The sequence below is a fragment of the Salinivibrio sp. ES.052 genome (genome assembly GCF_900141775.1).
In the GTDB taxonomy this organism is placed as follows: domain Bacteria; phylum Pseudomonadota; class Gammaproteobacteria; order Enterobacterales; family Vibrionaceae; genus Salinivibrio.
Window position 1 is genome coordinate 130,710 of the sequence record NZ_FSRI01000003.1, and the last position, 19,784, is coordinate 150,493.

General features: G+C 49.4%; 17 protein-coding genes. 14 read left to right on the plus strand and 3 right to left on the minus strand.

Annotated features, from left to right (window positions below):
- Positions 1-315 precede the first annotated feature (315 nt).
- Positions 316-2,226: a methyl-accepting chemotaxis protein gene (locus tag BUQ98_RS13530; RefSeq protein ID WP_074214332.1), complete on the plus strand. Its 1,911-nt coding sequence runs from the start codon at positions 316-318 to the stop codon at positions 2,224-2,226.
- 85 nt (positions 2,227-2,311) lie between these two features.
- Positions 2,312-3,979, plus strand: coding sequence for a pyridoxal phosphate-dependent decarboxylase family protein (locus BUQ98_RS13535; RefSeq protein WP_074214333.1), 1,668 nt, complete (start codon positions 2,312-2,314; stop codon positions 3,977-3,979).
- Positions 3,980-3,988: 9 nt separating this feature from the next.
- On the opposite strand, the gene BUQ98_RS13540 is transcribed toward BUQ98_RS13535, so the two are convergent.
- Complete coding sequence (locus BUQ98_RS13540) at positions 3,989-5,449, minus strand: TrkH family potassium uptake protein (protein WP_074214334.1); 1,461 nt, start codon at positions 5,447-5,449, stop codon at positions 3,989-3,991.
- Between the two features lie 239 nt (positions 5,450-5,688).
- The gene (locus tag BUQ98_RS13545) at positions 5,689-7,494 is read right to left on the minus strand and encodes a DEAD/DEAH box helicase (protein WP_074214335.1); all 1,806 of its coding nucleotides are present in this window, start codon (positions 7,492-7,494) and stop codon (positions 5,689-5,691) included.
- A gap of 351 nt (positions 7,495-7,845) precedes the next feature.
- Between BUQ98_RS13545 and BUQ98_RS13550 the strand changes: the two genes are divergently transcribed.
- The 3 genes from BUQ98_RS13550 to BUQ98_RS13560 all read left to right on the plus strand — a co-directional run bounded on the left by BUQ98_RS13550 (position 7,846) and on the right by BUQ98_RS13560 (position 11,748).
- Positions 7,846-9,825 carry an exoribonuclease II gene (locus tag BUQ98_RS13550; protein ID WP_074214336.1) on the plus strand — a complete coding sequence of 660 codons (1,980 nt, stop codon included), beginning with the start codon at positions 7,846-7,848 and terminating at the stop codon, positions 9,823-9,825.
- 214 nt (positions 9,826-10,039) lie between these two features.
- Entirely contained in the window at positions 10,040-11,269 is a 1,230-nt protein-coding gene (locus BUQ98_RS13555; protein WP_074214337.1) for a GGDEF domain-containing protein, read from the plus strand.
- Entirely contained in the window at positions 11,266-11,748 is a 483-nt protein-coding gene (locus BUQ98_RS13560; RefSeq protein ID WP_074214338.1) for a C40 family peptidase, read from the plus strand. The genes BUQ98_RS13555 and BUQ98_RS13560 overlap by 4 nt, the downstream gene beginning before the upstream one ends.
- Here BUQ98_RS13560 and BUQ98_RS13565 read toward each other — a convergent pair.
- Complete coding sequence (locus tag BUQ98_RS13565) at positions 11,739-12,335, minus strand: DNA-3-methyladenine glycosylase I (RefSeq protein ID WP_074214339.1); 597 nt, start codon at positions 12,333-12,335, stop codon at positions 11,739-11,741. The genes BUQ98_RS13560 and BUQ98_RS13565 overlap by 10 nt on opposite strands.
- A 194-nt stretch (positions 12,336-12,529) precedes the next feature.
- Here BUQ98_RS13565 and folM point away from each other — a divergent pair, with 194 nt between their 5' ends.
- The 9 genes from folM to BUQ98_RS13610 all read left to right on the plus strand — a co-directional run bounded on the left by folM (position 12,530) and on the right by BUQ98_RS13610 (position 19,308).
- Complete coding sequence (folM, locus tag BUQ98_RS13570; protein WP_074214340.1) at positions 12,530-13,228, plus strand: dihydromonapterin reductase; 699 nt, start codon at positions 12,530-12,532, stop codon at positions 13,226-13,228.
- A gap of 22 nt (positions 13,229-13,250) precedes the next feature.
- Positions 13,251-13,616 (plus strand): dihydroneopterin triphosphate 2'-epimerase, encoded by a 366-nt coding sequence (gene folX / locus BUQ98_RS13575; protein ID WP_074214341.1) that lies wholly within the window; start codon positions 13,251-13,253, stop codon positions 13,614-13,616.
- Positions 13,617-13,727: 111 nt separating this feature from the next.
- Positions 13,728-14,267, plus strand: coding sequence for a cytochrome b (locus tag BUQ98_RS13580; protein WP_074214342.1), 540 nt, complete (start codon positions 13,728-13,730; stop codon positions 14,265-14,267).
- Positions 14,264-14,833, plus strand: coding sequence for a YceI family protein (locus BUQ98_RS13585; protein ID WP_074214343.1), 570 nt, complete (start codon positions 14,264-14,266; stop codon positions 14,831-14,833). The genes BUQ98_RS13580 and BUQ98_RS13585 overlap by 4 nt, the downstream gene beginning before the upstream one ends.
- A gap of 126 nt (positions 14,834-14,959) precedes the next feature.
- Positions 14,960-15,643 (plus strand): HAD family hydrolase, encoded by a 684-nt coding sequence (locus tag BUQ98_RS13590; protein WP_175566327.1) that lies wholly within the window; start codon positions 14,960-14,962, stop codon positions 15,641-15,643.
- A 174-nt stretch (positions 15,644-15,817) separates the two neighbouring features.
- Entirely contained in the window at positions 15,818-16,720 is a 903-nt protein-coding gene (locus BUQ98_RS13595; RefSeq protein ID WP_074214345.1) for a metal ABC transporter substrate-binding protein, read from the plus strand.
- Complete coding sequence (locus BUQ98_RS13600) at positions 16,707-17,588, plus strand: ATP-binding cassette domain-containing protein (protein WP_074214346.1); 882 nt, start codon at positions 16,707-16,709, stop codon at positions 17,586-17,588. Before BUQ98_RS13595 ends, BUQ98_RS13600 begins: the two co-directional genes overlap by 14 nt.
- A complete protein-coding gene (locus tag BUQ98_RS13605) occupies positions 17,585-18,430 on the plus strand; it encodes a metal ABC transporter permease (protein WP_074214347.1) in 846 nt (281 codons plus the stop codon). The genes BUQ98_RS13600 and BUQ98_RS13605 overlap by 4 nt, the downstream gene beginning before the upstream one ends.
- Positions 18,427-19,308, plus strand: a complete 882-nt coding sequence (locus BUQ98_RS13610) for a metal ABC transporter permease (RefSeq protein ID WP_074214348.1) — start codon at positions 18,427-18,429, stop codon at positions 19,306-19,308. The genes BUQ98_RS13605 and BUQ98_RS13610 overlap by 4 nt, the downstream gene beginning before the upstream one ends.
- The last annotated feature ends 476 nt before the right edge of the window (positions 19,309-19,784 follow it).

The window sequence follows — 19,784 nt, forward strand, 5'->3', positions numbered from 1 at the left end:
TGTTTTAAACGGCCTCACCTGCCTGACTTTTCTTACCCATTGCGTGTCCACCCATCGCTAAATTGTCATACATTTTTTCATTTTTAATTTGGCAAAATCAGACAACTCACTCTAGTGTTATTCTTATCAAGAAGTCTTTTATATTTGGCGTAAAACTTGTATATACACGAATTTGAAAGACAGTGTTGGCTGGGTGACTCCTTGGTGGCCTGATAGAAACCGTATAAGAAAGCGGACAAAAAAGCGCCCATCTCGCAAAGGAAACACCCTTACTTTTTAGACAGTTTAATACGCTCTCAGTAAGGGGTAATCGCTATGACCTTAGGGTTTAAATCTCGCATTATTATGGGGGTTGGACTGTTAGTCACCCTCTCACTTGTCGTACTCGGCTCTCTCAACGCATTATCTCTTCGCGACCGAATGGTTGATGCTTTGGTGACACAAACCCAAAACAAGCTTGATCACCATGTTACGGAGTTAGAGCAGCTCGTACAGTCTCAGCTGAATGCCATCGAGCAAGGTGCTAACCATTTCTCAACAGGCTTAGCGGGACAAGAGAATGTTGCACAAGTACGGATGTTGGCAGACACTGCAGGCATCGCCAATGTGATCATGACTTATGAGAGCGGTCGCTCGTATATGTCGAATCACTCAGGGGATGGGGTCACGACCAACGAGTACAATTTCCGAAATCGCGATTGGTATCGCACGGTCAAATCAGATCAATCGATCCACCTCACCGACATCTATACCGATAAAGTGACCGGTGAAAAAGTCATTAGTGCGGTTGCCCCGGTGTTCGAGAATGGACGCTTCATTGGTGCCTTGCTGGGTGATATTCCACTGAAAAATGTGATCACTCAGGTTAGTGAAATGCGCTTTGCGGGGGGCGCGGCTACCCTCACAGATCAAAATGCGGCTTTTTTCGCCAGTGATGATCCCAATGACATTGGTAAAACCCCCTCTCAGGTCAGCTCTAACTTTTCTGAAATGGAGCGCATGTTTCGCGATAGCGAACAAGGGCATCTAACGTTCCCCTACAGTGGCATCCAGTTTGACGGCTATTTTCAACGCGTCAATCTTACGGAAGGTCGTTATTGGACGTTGATGGTCTTTGTCGACCAAAAAACCGCGCTTGCGAGTGTTCGGGATGCGCAAATAGAGTCGGTGGGAACAGGTTTATTGCTGTTGCTCATCAGTCTCGGTGCGATTTATGCGATTATTCAGATATCGTACCGGCCCCTACTCAAACTCAAAGAGGCTGTGCTTGATTTATCCCGAGGGGAAGGTGACCTCACGACTCGGCTCGACGTGAATGGCAATGACGATTTAGCTCAAATCAGCGATGGTTTTAACCGATTTATCGAAAACCTACAGGGAATGATACGCAGTGTGGCTGAATCCAGCCAGGCTATTTCGGCGAATATTAGCCAGTTATCGCAAACCACCAGTGAGAATGAATCCGTATTAGAAGCGCACTCTGCGGAAACCGAGCAAGTGGTAACCGCCATCACTCAGATGAGCGAGAGTGCTCGAAACATCGCCGAGAACGTGTCGCAATCGAACAATATTACTGCCTCTGCCAGTAAAGAGGCGAGCCAATCGCTAAAAGTCGTTGATAATGCGGTAGTCACCGTCAGCGCGCTGGTCGACGAAGTCGAAGAGATGTCTGGACGGATTACGAGCATGAATAAAGATGCCAACCGGATCAGTGATGTACTGACAGTCATTGGTGAGATCTCAGAACAAACTAACTTACTGGCATTAAACGCTGCCATTGAAGCCGCTCGTGCTGGCGAACAAGGCCGTGGGTTTGCGGTGGTGGCTGACGAGGTACGCGCGCTGGCCGCACGCACCCAAAGCAGTACCACCGAAATCTCTGACATGCTAACGGCCCTACTCGATGGCACGTCCAGCGTGGTTGATGCAATGGAGAAAACCAAAGAACAGTGCCAGACAACTGCTGACAAAACGTCAGAAGTCTCTAGCAGCTTGACCATTATGAGTTCATCTGTCACCGAAATTGATGATGTAAGCACCCAAATCGCTACCGCCACCGAGCAGCAAAGCTCCGTTGCAGAAGAGCTCAGTAAAAACATGCTTTCTATTCGCGACATGGTCAGCAAGCTGGTGGAAAGCGGTAACCAAACGACGGCAGCCACTCAGTCACTCACTCACTCTAACGAGGAATTGGACCGCATGGTTAACAACTTCAAATTGCAGTAAACCATGATACCCATATCCGTTTAAGCTCACTGAATCAGGCAGCGAACGTGGCTGCCTGACCCGCACGCAGTTAAGGGTTGTTGTTATGTCTCATTCACTGTCTTCCCACGCACTAACACCGGCGTTTTTGAATCAGTATCAAACCATTCGTCAGCATTTTTTTGATCGTAATCCTGACCGCTGGCCCATCTATCGCACACCCGAATTAGCCCAATGGTTGGCCAATGGTATGCACCCAATGCGTGCAGATAGTGATTCATTACTCAAACAACAGACAAAGGTTCCTAATCAAAGTGACTTGAGCGCCAAGACCTTACCTAACCTAGCGTTGCAAGCGGCGACCTACTCGAAAGATTGGACCTCGCCACACGCTGTTGAAAATGTGATTACCGCGCCATGCGATCCGGCAATACACGGTGCATTACTTGCCACGATGGCCAACCCTAATTTGGTTTATAGCGAATATGCCGGCTTATCCGTTGAGTTAGAAAAAGCGTTAGTTCGTCAAGTGGCCAACCTCATTGGCTATGATCCCAACCAAGCGACTGGCATATTCACCCAAGGAGGGACCTTTGGCAATTTATATGGCTATTTGATGGGGTTGCGAAAGCAGTTTCCTTTGTCGGGACAGCGGGGGTTACAAGGGCAAGATTTCCGCATGATTAACTCACTCGCAGGCCATTATTCCAACATGACGAATCTGGGACTCTTGGGGACGGACATTCCGAATCAAGTACTACGTGTCAAAGTCGATACCAACAACCGGCTCGACCTCGATGATTTTGCCTACACCCTTAACAATTGTCTCGCAGAAGGCATCCCTGTTCCCACTATCTTGCTTACTTTTGGGACCACGGACACCTTTGCAATTGACGACATTGAACGTGTTTACCAAGTGACTGAGCGTGCCTGCCAGCGCTTCAATACCCCGGTTAAACCCCATATTCATGTTGATGCTGCAGTAGGTTGGCCGTTAATCATGTTTAACGACTACGATTTTGATGCCAACACCATCGGGCTGAACCGTCCAACGCGAGAAAAGCTTCAAACACTCCTTCCACGCATCCGTGGGCTGCGTTTCGCCGACTCCATCACGATTGATTTTCAAAAATGGGGCTTCGTACCCTATACCGCCAGTCTAGTGATGTTTAAACGTCAGGAGGATATGGAGCATCTCAAACAAGACCCGCATTATTTCTCGTATTTTGAGGCACACAAAACCGAGCAAACACACTTACAGTCGACCATCGAATGCTCTCGCGGTGCAGCGGGTGCGTACGGCAGTTATTGTGCCCTAAACATGTTAGGTAAACGCGGTTATCAAACCATGGTTGCTCACAGTTTGCAGAACGCCGAGTATTTAAAAGCACACTTATCGACACTGCCCCACTGTAAAGTGGTCGCGGCAGATAACCTGGGTCCCACAGTTGCATTTCGCCTCTATCATCCTTCGCCAACCCTGGATGTCGATGCCATGTTTCAACAAGAACAAACGCTACACAAAGTGGGAGAGAGAATTGATAGCATCACGCAACATAGCTTGTTTCACCGTCAACACTTCCTTCATCGGCAAGGTAAACAACTCAAGACAAATTGGGTAGAGTCCATTGCACGCACTAACTTTGACCATCATGGGCAATGTTTATTTATTCCGGGAGAAAAAGCGGTATTTTTAAATCCTTACACACGCTATCGCCATATCGACGAATTCATCACCTCATTACATCCTGAATCGGTCAAACAGCCCGTCTGAGTGCGGGCTTTACCAACGCCAAAAATGCGGCATAAATAGCGCAAGCACGGTGAAATATTCCAAACGCCCAAGGATCATCGCAACGTTCAGTATCCAGATCCCCGTATCGGTGACCGGTTGAAAATTACTCCCCACTTCACCAAATCCAGGACCAAGTACATTGATACAAGCCACTACGGCGGTAAAGGATGACCAAAAGTCGAGCCCGGTCATCATCATCAACAAGCTAAAGACACCCGTAGTCAGAGCCGCGAGCGACATAAACGCCATCACCGCTTGAGTCACATCGGTCGAAACAACCTTATCTTGATATCGGATCGGTAATACAGCCGAAGGATGTACCAACTGGTGAAGCTGTCGACGGATGATTTTAAACGTAATAATGTCGCGAATAATTTTATTACCGCCCGCGGTTGATCCTGAGCACCCGCCGAGATAAGCACAAAAGACTAAAAATAACGCCGTTGCGGCTGGCCAGGTGCTTAAATCCGCCGCACCAAACCCTGTACTGGTAATAAACGAGACCACGTGAAAAGCCGCAAAACTAAGCGAGACCCAAACCGTCTCATAACGCGCTTCACCGTATAGATAGAGCCCAAGCATCACCGACAAACACGCAACCACGATAAGAAAGACCCGTGACTCTTCATCATCAATATAAAGCTTCACCCCTCGCCACCCGATACGAAAAATGCGAAAGTGGAGGCCAAAGTTAATCGCGCCCAATAACATAAAGACATTGGAAATCATTAATATAATATGACTTTGAAAGTGCCACATACTGGCGTCGTGAGTAGAAAAGCCACCGGTTGAGACGGTCGAAAAACTGTGAGCGATCGCATCATAAGCACTCATCCCAGCAAGATAATAAGCCAAGGCACACGCGATCGTGATAACCACATAGACCCCCCACAAATAGTGCGCCGTCTTAGAAATCCTTGGGGAAAGTTTTTCGTCTTTAATCGGGCCTGGCGTCTCTGCTTTGAGCAATCGCATGCCACCCACGTTAAGCATTGGTAATACCGCAACCACAAAGATAACTACGCCGAGCCCCCCCATCCACTGTAAAAATTGACGATACAGGAGAAAAGAGGCCGGCATCTCATCCAAACCGCTCAGAATCGTGGCCCCCGCAGTACTCAATGCACTGATGGATTCAAAGGTAGCATCGGTAAAGTTAACCTCTGTGACCAATTTAATTGGAACGCCCCCCAAAAAACCAACAAGGATCCAGGTACAGGTAGAGAACAATAACGCATCACGAAAGGTAACTTGGTTTAATTTACTTTTACGAAAGAGCCAGGAAATGATCAATGATGACAGCATCATCAATAAAGCAGGATAAAAGAATTGTGTCGATACACCGTCGCGAAAAATAAATAGCGACAACAATCCGAAAACGAACTGTACGATCCCCATCCATAAAACAGGCATACCGAGAAGACGCAGTGTATTTTGAAAGTTAATCATGACAGAGGCAACTCATCATTAACACGCCCGTGGTTTGTAGGCTCCATCACCCACCACGCGTAACAACAAACAGTGGCGTGGTCAATCACCTCACCGTTCAATAATATCGGCCTCATCCAATAATGTCATTGTTTATTGGAGGCTAGAGACCGCATATCTACGTCGTTAATACCCTGCAAACAAGGCATTACATCGCAGACACAGATAAAAAAGCCGGGCTAATGCCCGGCCGATTGTTCTTATTGTGCGTGACGGCGCTCACCGCGTGCACTACTACCACGACGCTCATTACCACGGTCGCGATTAAAACGACGTTCACCACGTCCACGACCATCACGATCGTTACGGCCACCACCATTACGGTCGCCAGAGCGACGTTCGCGCATAATTTGACCTTCAACACGCTGTGCATTGGTCTCTTTTTGACGAATTCGCAGTTTTTGCAATTGAGCAAAGACTTCTTTCGGCATAGTTTTTGGCAATTGTACGAACGTGTGCGCAGGCGCTAGTTTAATGGCACCAATATTTTGCTTATTCAAGCCCAACTCGTTGGCAATCGCACCTACGATATCTTTCACTTGAACACCTTGCTCTCGGCCTACGTCTAACTGGTAAGTATCCCAGTCTGCCGGATTCGTATCACGACGATCCGTACCATTTTGGCGATCATCGCGACGGCGATCACGGCGCTGCTTTTCACGATCCATCGCGGCGATCATTGGGTCTGGACCTTTATAGAATAAAGGACGCTTCCCTTGCTGGCGCTGAAGTAACATTGCAGCCAGTGTTGTTGCATCAACCTCGATATCGTTTTGCAGTTGCTCAATCAGTTCAACGAATGGTCCAATGGCATCGCCATCTTTCTTTTCAGCCAATTCGCCCGCCAGTTGTGCCACACGCGCTTCCGCCACTTTGTCGCGGTTTGGCAGCTGGATTTCTTCCATTTTTGTTTGTGTAACGCGCTCAACCGTACGTAGCATACGCATTTGATTAGTACGTACCAGCAAAATAGCCTTACCAGCACGACCAGCACGACCGGTACGGCCGATACGGTGGATGTAAGATTCCGCATCAAACGGAATATCATAGTTGAACACGTGTGTAATACGCGGCACATCAAGACCACGAGCAACTACGTCAGTGGCGACCAAGATATCAATCACACCACGTTTTAAATGATCAACAGTGCGCTCACGCAGTGACTGCGGAATATCACCATGCAAGGCAGCGGCTTTAAAGCCACGTGCTGATAACCAATCAGCCAAACGCTCAGTATCTTGGCGAGTACGCACAAAAACGATCGAGGCGTCAGTATCCTGGGTCTCAAGTAAACGGCTCATCGCTTCGTCTTTTTCGACGCCTTTAACGACCCAGAACTGTTGCTCCACTTTCTCTACAGTGCGGTTACTACCAGCCACATCAACACGGGCAGGTTCACGCAGGAAGCGATCAACAATTTGTTTAACAATCGGCGGCATGGTAGCTGAGAACAGAATGCGCTGTGCACTTTCTGGTGCCTGCTCCATAATCCAGGTCACGTCATCGACGAAGCCCATTTTGAGCATTTCGTCAGCTTCGTCGAGAATAAAGGTATGTACCTCGTCTAGCTTCAAACGATCGCGGTTGATCAAGTCTTTTACACGTCCTGGTGTACCCACCACGATATGCGCACCGCTTTTCAGCGCTTTCATTTGATCAACAATCGACGCACCACCGTAGATCTCAAGGACTTTTAGGCCTTTGATGTTTTGTGCGAGGGTTTTAATTTCCGCCGCTACCTGAATCGCCAACTCGCGCGTCGGTGCCATAATGATGGCTTGCGGCTTATGTTGGTTCAGATCGACTTTATTCAGCAACGGCAATGAGAACGCAGCTGTTTTACCCGTACCCGTTTGGGCTTTACCGAGTGCGTCACGACCTTCGAGGAGTACAGGGATGGAAGCAGCTTGGATAGGTGTTGGTGTTTCAAAGCCCATTGAGTCAAGCGCAGACAAAAGGGTGTCGGCCAGATCTAACTGGCGAAATTTGGTTACAGATTCTTGCATTGGGATCCCAATCTATGAGTGTAGCGAAACGGGGCCCCTTCAGCGTTCTGCTCAACCATGCAACACTGTCTTTCATACAGTGTTAGTCACCAGCGCCACGGGCCTCGGTCATTAAGGGTGTGTATTCTGCGCCATTTACACGAAAAAAGCCAGAAAAAGTTGAACAACTTCACAAATTTTACGGCTCATGGACACATATCTCGCATCTTGTGTACGAAGACAGCGGAGTACGGGCAAAAAAAACACAACAAGAGCCTGTGCGGACTAGGCTCACAGGATTTTAGTGCCACGGGTTGGTTTTGAAACAGTGAATACGTATAGTGTGGCGATCCGTTTATCGAGACCCGAGTTATGTTTCAAGACAATCCCCTGCTAGCACAGCTAAAGCAACAGATTCAGGAAACCCTGCCTAAGAAAGAGGGCCAGGTAAAAGCCACAGAAAAAGGTTTCGGCTTTCTCGAAGTCGATGACAAGACCAGCCTTTTCATTCCGCCACCTTATATGAAGAAAGTGCTTCACGGCGACCGTGTTGAAGCCTTTGTTCGCACAGAAAAAGACCGCGAGGTGGCAGAGCCTGATACCTTGATTGAGCCCAGCCTGGAGCGCTTTATCGGTCGTGTACAGTGGATCCGAAACCGCCTGAACGTGGTGCCTGATCACCCACAAATGAAAGATGCCTTACGCGCCAATACGCAACGAGGTCTGTCACAAGATGATCTTAAAGAAGGCGATTGGGTAGTCGCGTCGCTGACTCGCCATCCACTGAAAGGTGATGATAACTTCATGTGTCGTATCAGCGAGAAGATCACTGATGCCGACGACAAAATTGCCCCTTGGTGGGTCACGCTGGCTAAACACAACCTGCCCAATAAGGAGCCTGCGCCGAAAGAGGCATGGCCAATGTTGGAACAAGGGCTAGAGCGTCGTGACCTCACCGATCTCCCCTTTGTGACCATTGATGGTGAATCCACCAAAGATATGGATGACGCCCTGTATGTAAAAGCCAATGAACAAGGTGGCTTTACCATGACAGTCGCGATCGCCGATCCCACCGCCTATATTGATGCCGATGAGGAACTCGATCAGGTCGCACGCGAGCGCGGTTTCACCATTTATCTGCCTGGGCGCAATATCCCAATGCTGCCTCGCGATCTCAGCGACGACTTGTGTTCGTTACGAGAGAATGAACAACGCCCTGCACTGTGCTGTACATTCAGCATCAGCGCAGACGGTACCATTGCTGACAATACAGAGTTCTTCTCCGCCTGGATACAATCACATGGCCAGCTTGCATACGATAAAGTATCTGACTTTATCGAACAGGGTGAAGAGGCGCTATGGCAACCAGAGAGCGCTGATATTGCTAACCAAATCCATCAACTTCACCAGTTTGCACTCGCGCGCATCCAATGGCGTGAAACCCATGCGGTCACCTTCCCCGATCGCCCAGATTATCGCTTTGAACTTAGCGAAGATAACGATGTGATTGCCATCCACACGGATCAGCGTCGAATCGCTAACCGCATTGTGGAAGAGTCGATGATCAGCGCCAACATTTGTGCAGGCCGCAAACTCCGTGACGCCTTCGGCTTCGGGGTTTTCAACACACATGCAGGGTTTAAGCAAGATAAACTGGATGACGTCGTCGAGCTCGTGCGCGCCCATGAGCACGATGCTAACAGCGAAACCTTAGCCAGCGTAGAAGGCTTTAGTGCACTGCGTCGCTGGCTGAACAGCTTAGATACCACCTATTTGGACAACCGCCTACGCCGTTTTCAAGCTTACAGTGAGATTGGCCATGAACCCGCCCCTCACTATGCGATGGGCCTAGATGTGTATGCCACTTGGACATCACCTATCCGTAAGTACGGCGATATGATTAATCATCGCTTGCTTAAAGCGATTATTCGTGGCGAAAACGAAGCCAATGCCCCTGCCGATACTGTCGGTGAAGAACTCGCGGGGCACCGCAAGCATCACCGCATGGCGGAGCGCGATGTTGCCGATTGGCTTTACACGCGCTTACTAAAACCGGAAGTGGAAGCACAAACCCGCTACACAGCGGAAATCTTTGATATTAACCGCGCAGGTATGCGTGTTCGCCTACTCGAAAATGGCGCACCGGCGTTTATTCCTGCGTCATTAATCATGGATAACAAAAGCCGTATCGCGTGTGACAAAGAACAAGGGACAGTCACTATCGATGGAAACGTCGAATTTAAACTGGGTGAGAACTTAGAAGTGGTGATTGCCGACATTAAAGAGACAACGCGCTCAATCGTCGCAAAACCGACGCAGGTATTTACCCTGCCAGAGACGCCACAAAACTAGTTTTTTGCTGTCATCACGCATGATGACCAATGATCTCGTTATAAAAGCCAAGCCATCGCTTGGCTTTCTTTTTACCCGCAAAATGATAGTCTAATCACTAAATTAATTTTAATCATTGAACCATTACAATTATCACACGCTGAAACCCTAGCAACATGCTAAAAAGCCATCAGTGATATGTTAATGGTATACCTCAACCGCCTTAAGAGGTTTCATGGGGCTTTTACGTTCATCTGCGGTCCGAGTGGGGACCCCCATTTTTTTATTATTACTACTCACGGCAGGTTATCATCCTCTGATCGCCTCGCTAGCGCCCTATTACAATCTCATATATGCCGCCCCTTATTTTCTCCTACTCACCGCGCTACTGTTAAGCCATTTGTTTAAAAGCGCCCGCGTCGGCATGATGGTAGTGATCTTATTAGTGGGGTATACGGTTATCCTTACTCGGCTTCAATCCCCACTCGACCAAGGCACCACCTATCTAGAATATTTACTTCTGGCAGTGGCACTGCCCATAAACCTGCTTTACATGATCATTGTTCGCGACCAAAAGCTCACATCACGATTCGGCTTATTCTTTTTTTTCGCCATTGGCATGGAAATGGGCTGGTGTGCACTGATGGTGCAGCAATTTGGTGAGTTGTCGAATTATCTGCATCAGCATCCCATCTTGGTGAGAGCCGCTTCCATTAGCCCAATGCCGCTCCTACTGATTGTTTTGCTATGTATATTAGTTTGCATGAGCACCATTCGCTTACTCCATAAGAACAGTATTGAAGATCATGCTGCCTTTATCAGCGTGCTCTGCGGCGCAGCTACTCTGGTATTTTTCAATGTGCCGTTTATTTCGTCGCTGATTTTTTCACTTGCCGGTCTCTTATTGGTTGCCAATCAAGTTTCATTTAGTCACCAACTCGCATTTGTCGATGGGCTTACCGAAATTGCGGGTCGCCGAGCACTCGAAGACGAACTTAAACATCTTGGTCGTCAATACACCCTCGCGATGCTTGATGTTGATCACTTCAAACAATTCAATGATCGTTATGGCCATGAAACCGGTGACGACGTGCTTAAATTGGTGGCTAAACAAATGGCGCTATGCGACGGTGGAGCCAGTGCTTTTCGTTATGGCGGCGAAGAATTTACGTTATTATTTAAAGGGAAAATGACCGAGCATTGCTTGCCCTACTTGGAGGCACTGCGTGAAGACATTGCCAATTACCCATTGGTATTGCGCGATCAATCTCGTCCCTATAATGATAAACAAGGTCGACAGAAACGCGGACGTGCCATTGACAAAGAGCCCGTGAATATCACGGTCAGTATTGGATTTGCCGATTCATCACAAGCCGATACCCCAGACGAAGTCTTACAGTTAGCAGACAGTGCCTTGTACAAGGCCAAAGAGGCAGGGCGTAATTGTATTAAGGGCAGCACATGAAACATATTGTATTGATGAGTCTAATGGGGTTGTTTTTAATCGGCTGCACCACGCAATCGGATACATCCGCCACCTCACCATTACCATCATCGACAAATGAAATCAGTGCGACAGCATTGGATCACGCGCTTAATCAAGTATTTTATCAGTGGCGAGGCACGCCTTATCGCTGGGGAGGGACGACTCGAAATGGTATCGATTGCTCTGCCTATACCCAACGCGTTTACCAAGATGCACTCTCAACATCCTTACCTCGGACGACGCATGGCCAAGCCAAGACAGGGTATGCCATTGATTATGAGATCGCGAGGCAAGGCGACCTCGTATTTTTTCATATACGCCCTGGCCTGCGTCACGTTGGCATCTACCTCGGCGGGCAACGGTTCATGCACGCCTCGGCATCGAAAGGAGTGACAGTGTCACGACTAGATAATCCCTATTGGCAAGCGCGCTTCTGGCAATTCCGCCGTTATTTCTGAGTTTGCGCTTTCACCGCGTCGGCAAGTTCGCAACAAGGCTGATATCGTGGGCACGTGACCACATGATCGTTAACCATGCCTAATGCTTGCATCAGCGAATAGCAAATCGTCTCGCCCACAAACTTAAACCCACGCTTTTTCAAAAAACGGCTCATCGCTCGGGACTCGTCCGTCGCGGTGGCTACGTCATCATCCGATTGATGATGATTCACAATCGGCACACCGTCGGTAAACTGCCATAATGCCTTGGCGAGCGAGCCGTACTCTTCCACCAGCGCCACGGCGGCTTTGGCATTAGTGAATACCGATGCCACTTTTAATCGATTACGGACAATCTCATGGTTGGCCATAATGGCGGCGATGTTTGGCGCTTCCACGGCGGCAAGATGATTAAAATCGAAGTGAGAGAAAGCATCACGATAAGCCTGCCGTTTTTCCAGTATTAGCCGCCAACTTAACCCTGCCTGCGCGCCCTCTAAACAAATAAACTCAAAAATAAGCGGATCATCAAATGTCGGTACACCCCACTCGCTATCATGGTACGTACGCTCAGCCTCGCTTTGCTGTGCCCATCGGCATATATTCATTTCTCACCTCCTCTCCTCATACCCTTACTGGGTCATCATTTTTGTTGCTTATAACAAGAAATCAGCAACTTAACGGTGTAAAAGCTATCGTTACATGCGATATAACGCTATCTTTGATCGTGATAAGTACATGAAACGTAATATAACCGTTACTCCTTGTTATTGATGCCACCCATAACTACAAAGGAACACGCGTGACAAAAAAGCATATATTGATCACTGGTGCCGGGCAGCGTATTGGCTACGCACTGGCCTGCCACTTTCTTAGTCAAGACCACGACGTGACCTTATCGTATCGTACCGAGCGGCCTCAAGTGGCTGATTTAAGGTCACGCGGCGCGCACTGCATTCAAGCTGACTTTTCTGCTGATGAGGGCGTTTATGCATTCATTCAGGCGCTTGACGAACAGAATCCCACATTCGATACCCTGATACATAATGCTTCGTCATGGGACAGTGAGAAACACAACCAGGACATCGCATTGCTGTTCGATAACATGATGCAAATTCATGCCAAAACGCCTTATCTTATCAATATGGCGGCACAGCGATGGATGCAGAAAGGAGACATTATTCACCTTACCGACTATGTCGCGCAAAAGGGCAGTGCGAAGCATACTGCCTACGCGACCAGCAAAGCCGCGTTAGAAAACCTGACACTCTCCTTCGCGCAAAAGTTGGCACCACATATTAAGGTAAACAGCATTTCACCTGCGCTGATCATGTTCAACGAGGGCGATGACGACGCCTATCGCGAAAAAGCTCGCCGTAAATCGATTTTAGGCACTGTGCCTGGTGAGCAAGAAATAGTGAATGCCTGTGAATTTATTCTCGCCAGTCAACATATGACGGGCCAATCCATCAAGCTGGATGGCGGACGCCATCTCATTTAGTTTTCGTGACCAGGGAAAGATTATGAACGACGCTGTCATTAAAGTAACCAACCTGCGCCTGCGCACTTATATCGGCTTTAATCCCGACGAGCAGGAAAAAAAGCAAGATGTGGTGATCAATGTCGAGATCCACTACCCCGGCCACAAAGCCTGTGAAGAAGACAACGTAGATGATGCGCTTAATTATAAGGTGATCACCAAAGCAATCATCGATTATGTTGAAAATGGCCGTTTTTTGCTGCTGGAAAAACTGGTGGCAGGCGTACTAGACATTGCGCGAGATCACCACTGGGTGCGTTATGCACAGGTCACCATTGATAAGCCGCATGCGCTAAGATTTGCCGACTCCGTCTCATTAAGCCTTAGCTGGACCGCCAACGAGTCGTAACACAGCCAAGAGTTCGTTAGAATTATTCGAACATCTTGTTCAAGGTGAAACGGTTATGAATTACCATTTACCTTATATACTGTGTTGGCATAGTGAATGGGGACAACAACAATGACAACGAAAACAGGCTACGATCTGGTAATGCGTACGCTACACTGGCTATCAACGATAGTGATCATTGGCCTTTTCGCTGTTGGGCTTTGGATGGTTGATCTCAGCTACTACAGTAATTGGTACCAAACCGCACCACATTGGCACAAGTCAATAGGTATATTACTGGCGATCACCACGGTGACTCGGCTTTTATGGAAAGCAACGCATACAATGCCTCGTGTTGAAGGCAAAGCATGGGAGCGCAAAGCCGCAACAGCTGGGCACCATACCATCTACCTGCTTCTTGCGACCCTGTTTGTCTCTGGATACTTGATCTCAACGCCTGACGGACGCGGGATTGGTGTATTCACTTGGTTTACCGTGCCGAGCGCCGGTGAGCTGTTCCCTAACCAATCCGACATTGCGGGAAATGTTCACTATTACGTTGCTATCACCCTGATTGTGCTGTCGGCTGGCCACGCATTGATGGCACTGAAACATCACTTTATAGATAAAGACAACACGTTACGGAAGATGACCGGAGGAAACTCGAAATGAAAAAACTCATGTTAGCCATGGGAATGAGCGCCGCAACACTCCTATCTGGGCCTGCACTTGCAGACACTTATATGATTGACACCAAGGACGCACACGCCTCGGTCAACTTTAAAGTGCCACATCTGGGCTATAGCTTTATCAAAGGCCGCCTAAACCAATTTGATGGCCAATTTGAATTTGACCCAGATAATATTGAGGCGTCCAGTGTCTCTGTCACCATCGATACCACCAGTGTTGACTCAAACCACGCTGAACGTGATAAGCACATTCGTAGCGGTGACTTCCTAAATGCAAGCAAATACAGTGAAGCGACGTTTGAAAGTACCCAAGTGACTGACAATGGTGACGGCTCGATGACCATTGCAGGCGATCTGACACTACATGGCCAAACCAAACCGATTGAAATCGACGCGGAACTGGTCGGCCACGGTGAAGATCCATGGGGCAACTACCGTGCGGGCTTTATGGGCAACACCCGTATTGAGCTCGAAGACTTTGGCATTCCCACTATGGGTCCAGCGACTTACGTTGATATGGAGCTGCACGTCGAAGGCATTCGTCAGTAATCAGCCATAACTCTATGTCGTGATCAAGCCTCGGTTCGTCCGAGGCTTTTTTGTCGGTAGACTGAAACCCAATCGTCATAGTTGTTGTCTAGAATTCATAGTATGAATAACAACAAGCATTTGGCTATGACTGTTCCCATCAACATCGCGTTTTTTGACCTCGACGAAACCCTGATCGCCACTGACACCAAGCAAGCATGGCTTGAATACCTTTGTCAGCGCGATCTCGCGCCGCAAAATGTGGTCGATCAAGAAAAACGAGCGTATCTGGATTTTAAAAAAGGCCGCATCAACCTTGAGCCATACATGCAAGTACAGCTCACGCCACTCAAAGGCCAGTCAACCCAAACGGTCGACGATTGGGCGACTGACTTTATCGATAGGCTCGTCGCTCCTGTGGTGGTACCGCAAGCGTTAGAACGCATTGAATGGCACCGAATGCGCGGCGACCACTGTGTGCTGGTTTCTAACACAGGCGCGCATCTGGCGCGACCAATTAGCAAACTACTTAAGCTAGATACCGTGATTGCGATTGAGCTTGAAACACTCAATGGCGTCTATACCGGCAATATTTCCCATTGTGCGCGTGATTTTCGTGGCAAGCACGACTATATGCAAGCATGGCTATCAGACCGACATGACACCATTGGTCACACCTACGGCTACAGTGATTCGCACTGGGATGTGCCACTGCTCGAGCAAGTTGATAATGCGTTTGCGGTAAACCCCGACCCGCACCTAAGTTTGCACGCGCAGAAGAAAGATTGGACTATAATGGAATGGGCTAGGCACGACACCATTCGTGATTGAATGTGAGTTCTCTCTGTATGCAATCCACATAGGTTGTGGCAATGAATGGGCGCTATCCGCGCCCTTTTTATTAATACCCACTTGAGAATGATTATCATAACCGTTATCTTTAACTTATGATCGGCTGGCGGCACCGCGCCGTAGTCACACGCATCGTTAAAGAGATAAAGGCTTATGAAGAAGAACATCATCATTATCGTCGCGCTCTTGCTCTCTCCACTGGCGCACGCCGACCAATCAAAACACGCGGACAAGTTAAAAGTGGTGACCAGCTTTACCATTCTCGCTGATATGGCCGCTAACGTAGCGGGTGAGCATGCCGAGGTGGTGTCACTGACTAAACCCGGTGCTGAGATCCACAACTACCAACCCACCCCGGGGGATATTCTGCGCGCGCAAGGTGCGGATGTGGTGATGTGGAACGGATTAGGCTTAGAGCGTTGGTTCGAACGTTTTTTCCAGCACATTGATGAGGTGCCGAATGTGATCTTATCGGACGGAGTGGAGCCGATTGTGATTGCCTCGGGCCCGTATCGCGGCAAACCCAATCCGCACGCGTGGATGTCCCCATCGGATGCAATGCGATACGTTGATAATATCGAGCAAGCCCTGATTAAGTACGATCCTGCCAATCAAACGCACTACCAAGCCAATGCCAAAGCCTACAAGGCACAAATTCAAGCCGTGTTCGCGCGTGCGCAAGATGCCTTATCCGCTGTCCCCGAATCCCAGCGTTGGCTAGTAAGCAGCGAAGGCGCTTTCTCTTATCTGGCGCGTGATTTAAACCTCAACGAAGCCTATTTATGGCCGATAAACGCTGAGCGTCAGGGCACACCGCAACAAGTGCGTTCGCTGATTGATACCGTACGAGAACACCAAGTGCGTGCTGTCTTCTCCGAAAGTACCGTGTCTGATGCACCCGCCAAACAGGTCGCCGCGGAAACCGACGCGCACTATGGCGGCATTTTATATGTCGATTCGCTCAGTCAAGCTGACGGACCCGTGCCTGACTATCTATCCTTACTGACAGTCACCACAGAAACCGTCTTAGCGGGGTTGCGCCATGACGCACTATGATTTAACCGACGGCACGCCCAGTGTGTTAGATGTCAACGAGGTACGTGTTGTCTATCGAAACGGCTTGTGTGCCCTTGAGCACGCCAGCTTCTCGCTGCCAGCGCAAACCATTACCGCCTTGGTGGGTGCCAATGGCAGCGGCAAATCCACCTTGTTTAAAGCCATCATGGGGTTTGTGAATCCAGGCAGTGGCAGCATTGCGGTCAACGGTACTCCCATTAAGCAAGCGCAAAAAGCAGGCTTGGTCGCTTATGTGCCTCAATCCGAAGAGATCGACTGGTCGTTCCCGGTGTTAGTGGAAGATGTAGTAATGATGGGCCGCTACGGCAAGATGTCATTTATGCGCCGTCCCAAAGCGGCGGATCATCAAGCGGTGGATGAGGCCTTGGCCCGCGTTGATATGAGTGCATTTCGCCAGCGCCAAATTGGCGAACTGTCCGGCGGACAGAAAAAACGTGTTTTTCTCGCCCGCGCCTTGGCTCAGCACAGCCCGCTGATTTTACTGGATGAGCCCTTTACTGGTGTAGATGTTACCAGTGAAGAGTCGATTATGCGTTTGCTGCTCGAGCTCAAAGACGAAGGCAAAACCATTTTGATTGCCACCCATAACCTCGGTACCGTACCCGACTTTTGCGATCGCACCGTGTTGGTCAATCGCGCGGTGGTGGCAGGCGGGCGCACCGAACATGTGTTTACCACCGAGAACCTCAGTGCCATTTTTGGCGGCAAACTGCGCCAATATGTAATGCCCAGCGATCAGCTCCACCAAGACGCCGATCCGCGCGAGCTATCGGTGATTTCCGACGACGAGCGGCCCTTGGTGGTGTATGGCAAGCGCGAACAAAGCGCACAGGAGCGGCACAAATGAGCTTACTCGACCCCCTCGCCTATCAATACATGCAAAAAGCATTGCTGGTCACCACCTTGATTGGCGGCGTGTGCGGCTTGCTCTCGGCCTTTTTGATGCTCAAAGGCTGGTCGCTGATGGGCGATGCTCTCTCCCATGCGATTGTACCGGGCGTTGCCGGCGCTTATATGCTAGGCCTGCCCTTTTCGCTCGGTGCCTTTGTTGCCGGCGGCATGGCCGCGAGCGTGATGCTGTTTTTGCATCAACGCAGTCACATCAAACAAGATGCGATCATCGGTTTGATTTTTTCGAGCTTTTTCGCCTTCGGCCTGTTTTTAGTCTCCATTTCGCCCGTCGCAGTCGATATTCAACAAATTATGTTGGGTAATTTACTCGCCATTGCCCCACTCGATGCGGTGCAAATGCTAATCATTGCCTTGGTGAGCCTCACCGTACTGGCGGTGAAATGGCGTGATTTTATGCTGACCTTTTTCGATGAAAGCCACGCTCGCTGCATTGGCTTACCCGTGGTGGGGCTTAAAGTGCTGTTTTTCGCGCTGCTCAGCGCTTGCACCATGGCGGCACTTAAAAGTGTCGGTGCCTTTTTGGTGATTTGCTTGGTGATCGCCCCCGGTGCCACCGCCTATTTATTGAGTGATCGCTTCGGGCCCGTGTTGGTGCTAAGCGGTGTCATCGGCACACTCACCTCATTATTTGGGGTGTATATCAGCTATTTCGCCAACCTTAACGCCGGCGCACTGATTGTGCTGGCCCAAGTGGGACTCTTCTTAGCCGCCTTTGTGTTTGGCCCCAAACACGGTTTGCTCGCGCGGCGCGCCAAACGTCAGGAGGCACTGCAATGAATCCGTATCAACTGACCTTTATGCAAGATGCACTGCTGATGGCCGTCTTAGTGGCACTGCCTTGTGCGCTGCTTTCTTGCTATTTAGTATTAAAAGGCTGGTCGTTAATTGGCGATGCGGTAGCTCACGCGGTGCTACCGGGGTTGGTGCTGGCAAACTTATTTGGTCTGCCGCTGATTGTCGGCGCGTTTGCTGCGGGATCCGCATGCGCCACCAGTGTGCATTGGCTCAAACAAAATAGCCGTGTGAAAGAAGACACCTTGCTGGGGATTGTGTTTTCTGGCTTTTTCGCACTGGGGCTGATTTTGCAAGGCCAGTTCCCGTCTGATTTGCACCTTGATCATATTCTATTTGGCAACCTGTTGGGGATTAACCACCAACAGCTCCTCACCGCCGCCATTACCGGCTTAGTCGTGCTTGCGCTGGTACTCCTTAAAGGGCGAGATTTAATGCTGCTTTCGTTCGACCCCGCGCAAGCCAGCGTGCTCGGGCTCCCAGTACAAAAACTTCACTGGCTCTTACTCTCAGTGATGATTGCTACCATTGTTGCGGGGTTACATGCAGTGGGGATTATCTTAGTGGTGGCGATGTTGATTGCACCAGGCGTCACCGCCTTTATGCTCAGCAAACAATTTAGCCGCATGCTATGGATTGCCTGTGCGATTGCCTTAGTCACCGCCGTGGGCGGCGTCACCCTGTCGTTTTACCTTGACAGCGCACCCGGCCCGACCATTGTATTGCTCCTCACCGGCTGCTTTGTGGTGACCTTTGCGTGGCAGCAATATCAAATCCACCGCAACCAACAACGCCCGCAGCCGACGCAGCAAACAACAAAAGCAACGCGCCCATCCACCACCCATTCGGCGCAATCGCACTGATCGGCACCGACGGACACAGCGGCATCCCAACCTCAGCAGTGCGCGAAACAGAGCCCTCGTTCTAATCGCGCACCGCCCCAACCAAACCGATTCGCCTTGTATTCTAACCAACTTCTTGTACCCATCTCACAAAACATGGCTTACCTAACACTTTGGACAATAGCGCACGAAAACCCAAACAGCCCTTGATAGACTAATCCCAAATCTGCCAACTCAATGGCGTGTTAGGTGCCGACAACTAATCGGCGGTAGCATGGCTAAACACTGGACGGTTAACCAGCTTATCGGGCAGAGATATCCAATAGTGTGCGCGTTTATCCGTGACAGATGCACACTTTCGCGGTAACAAGATATGCATGACAAACGATAAATACTATCTATTTCAGCTGGTTAGCTTGATAAGAGCGCGTGTAATCGTTTTGGGAAGTCGCGCATGCGCACTAATATAATTTTTATATGAATTATCCAGTCCAGTG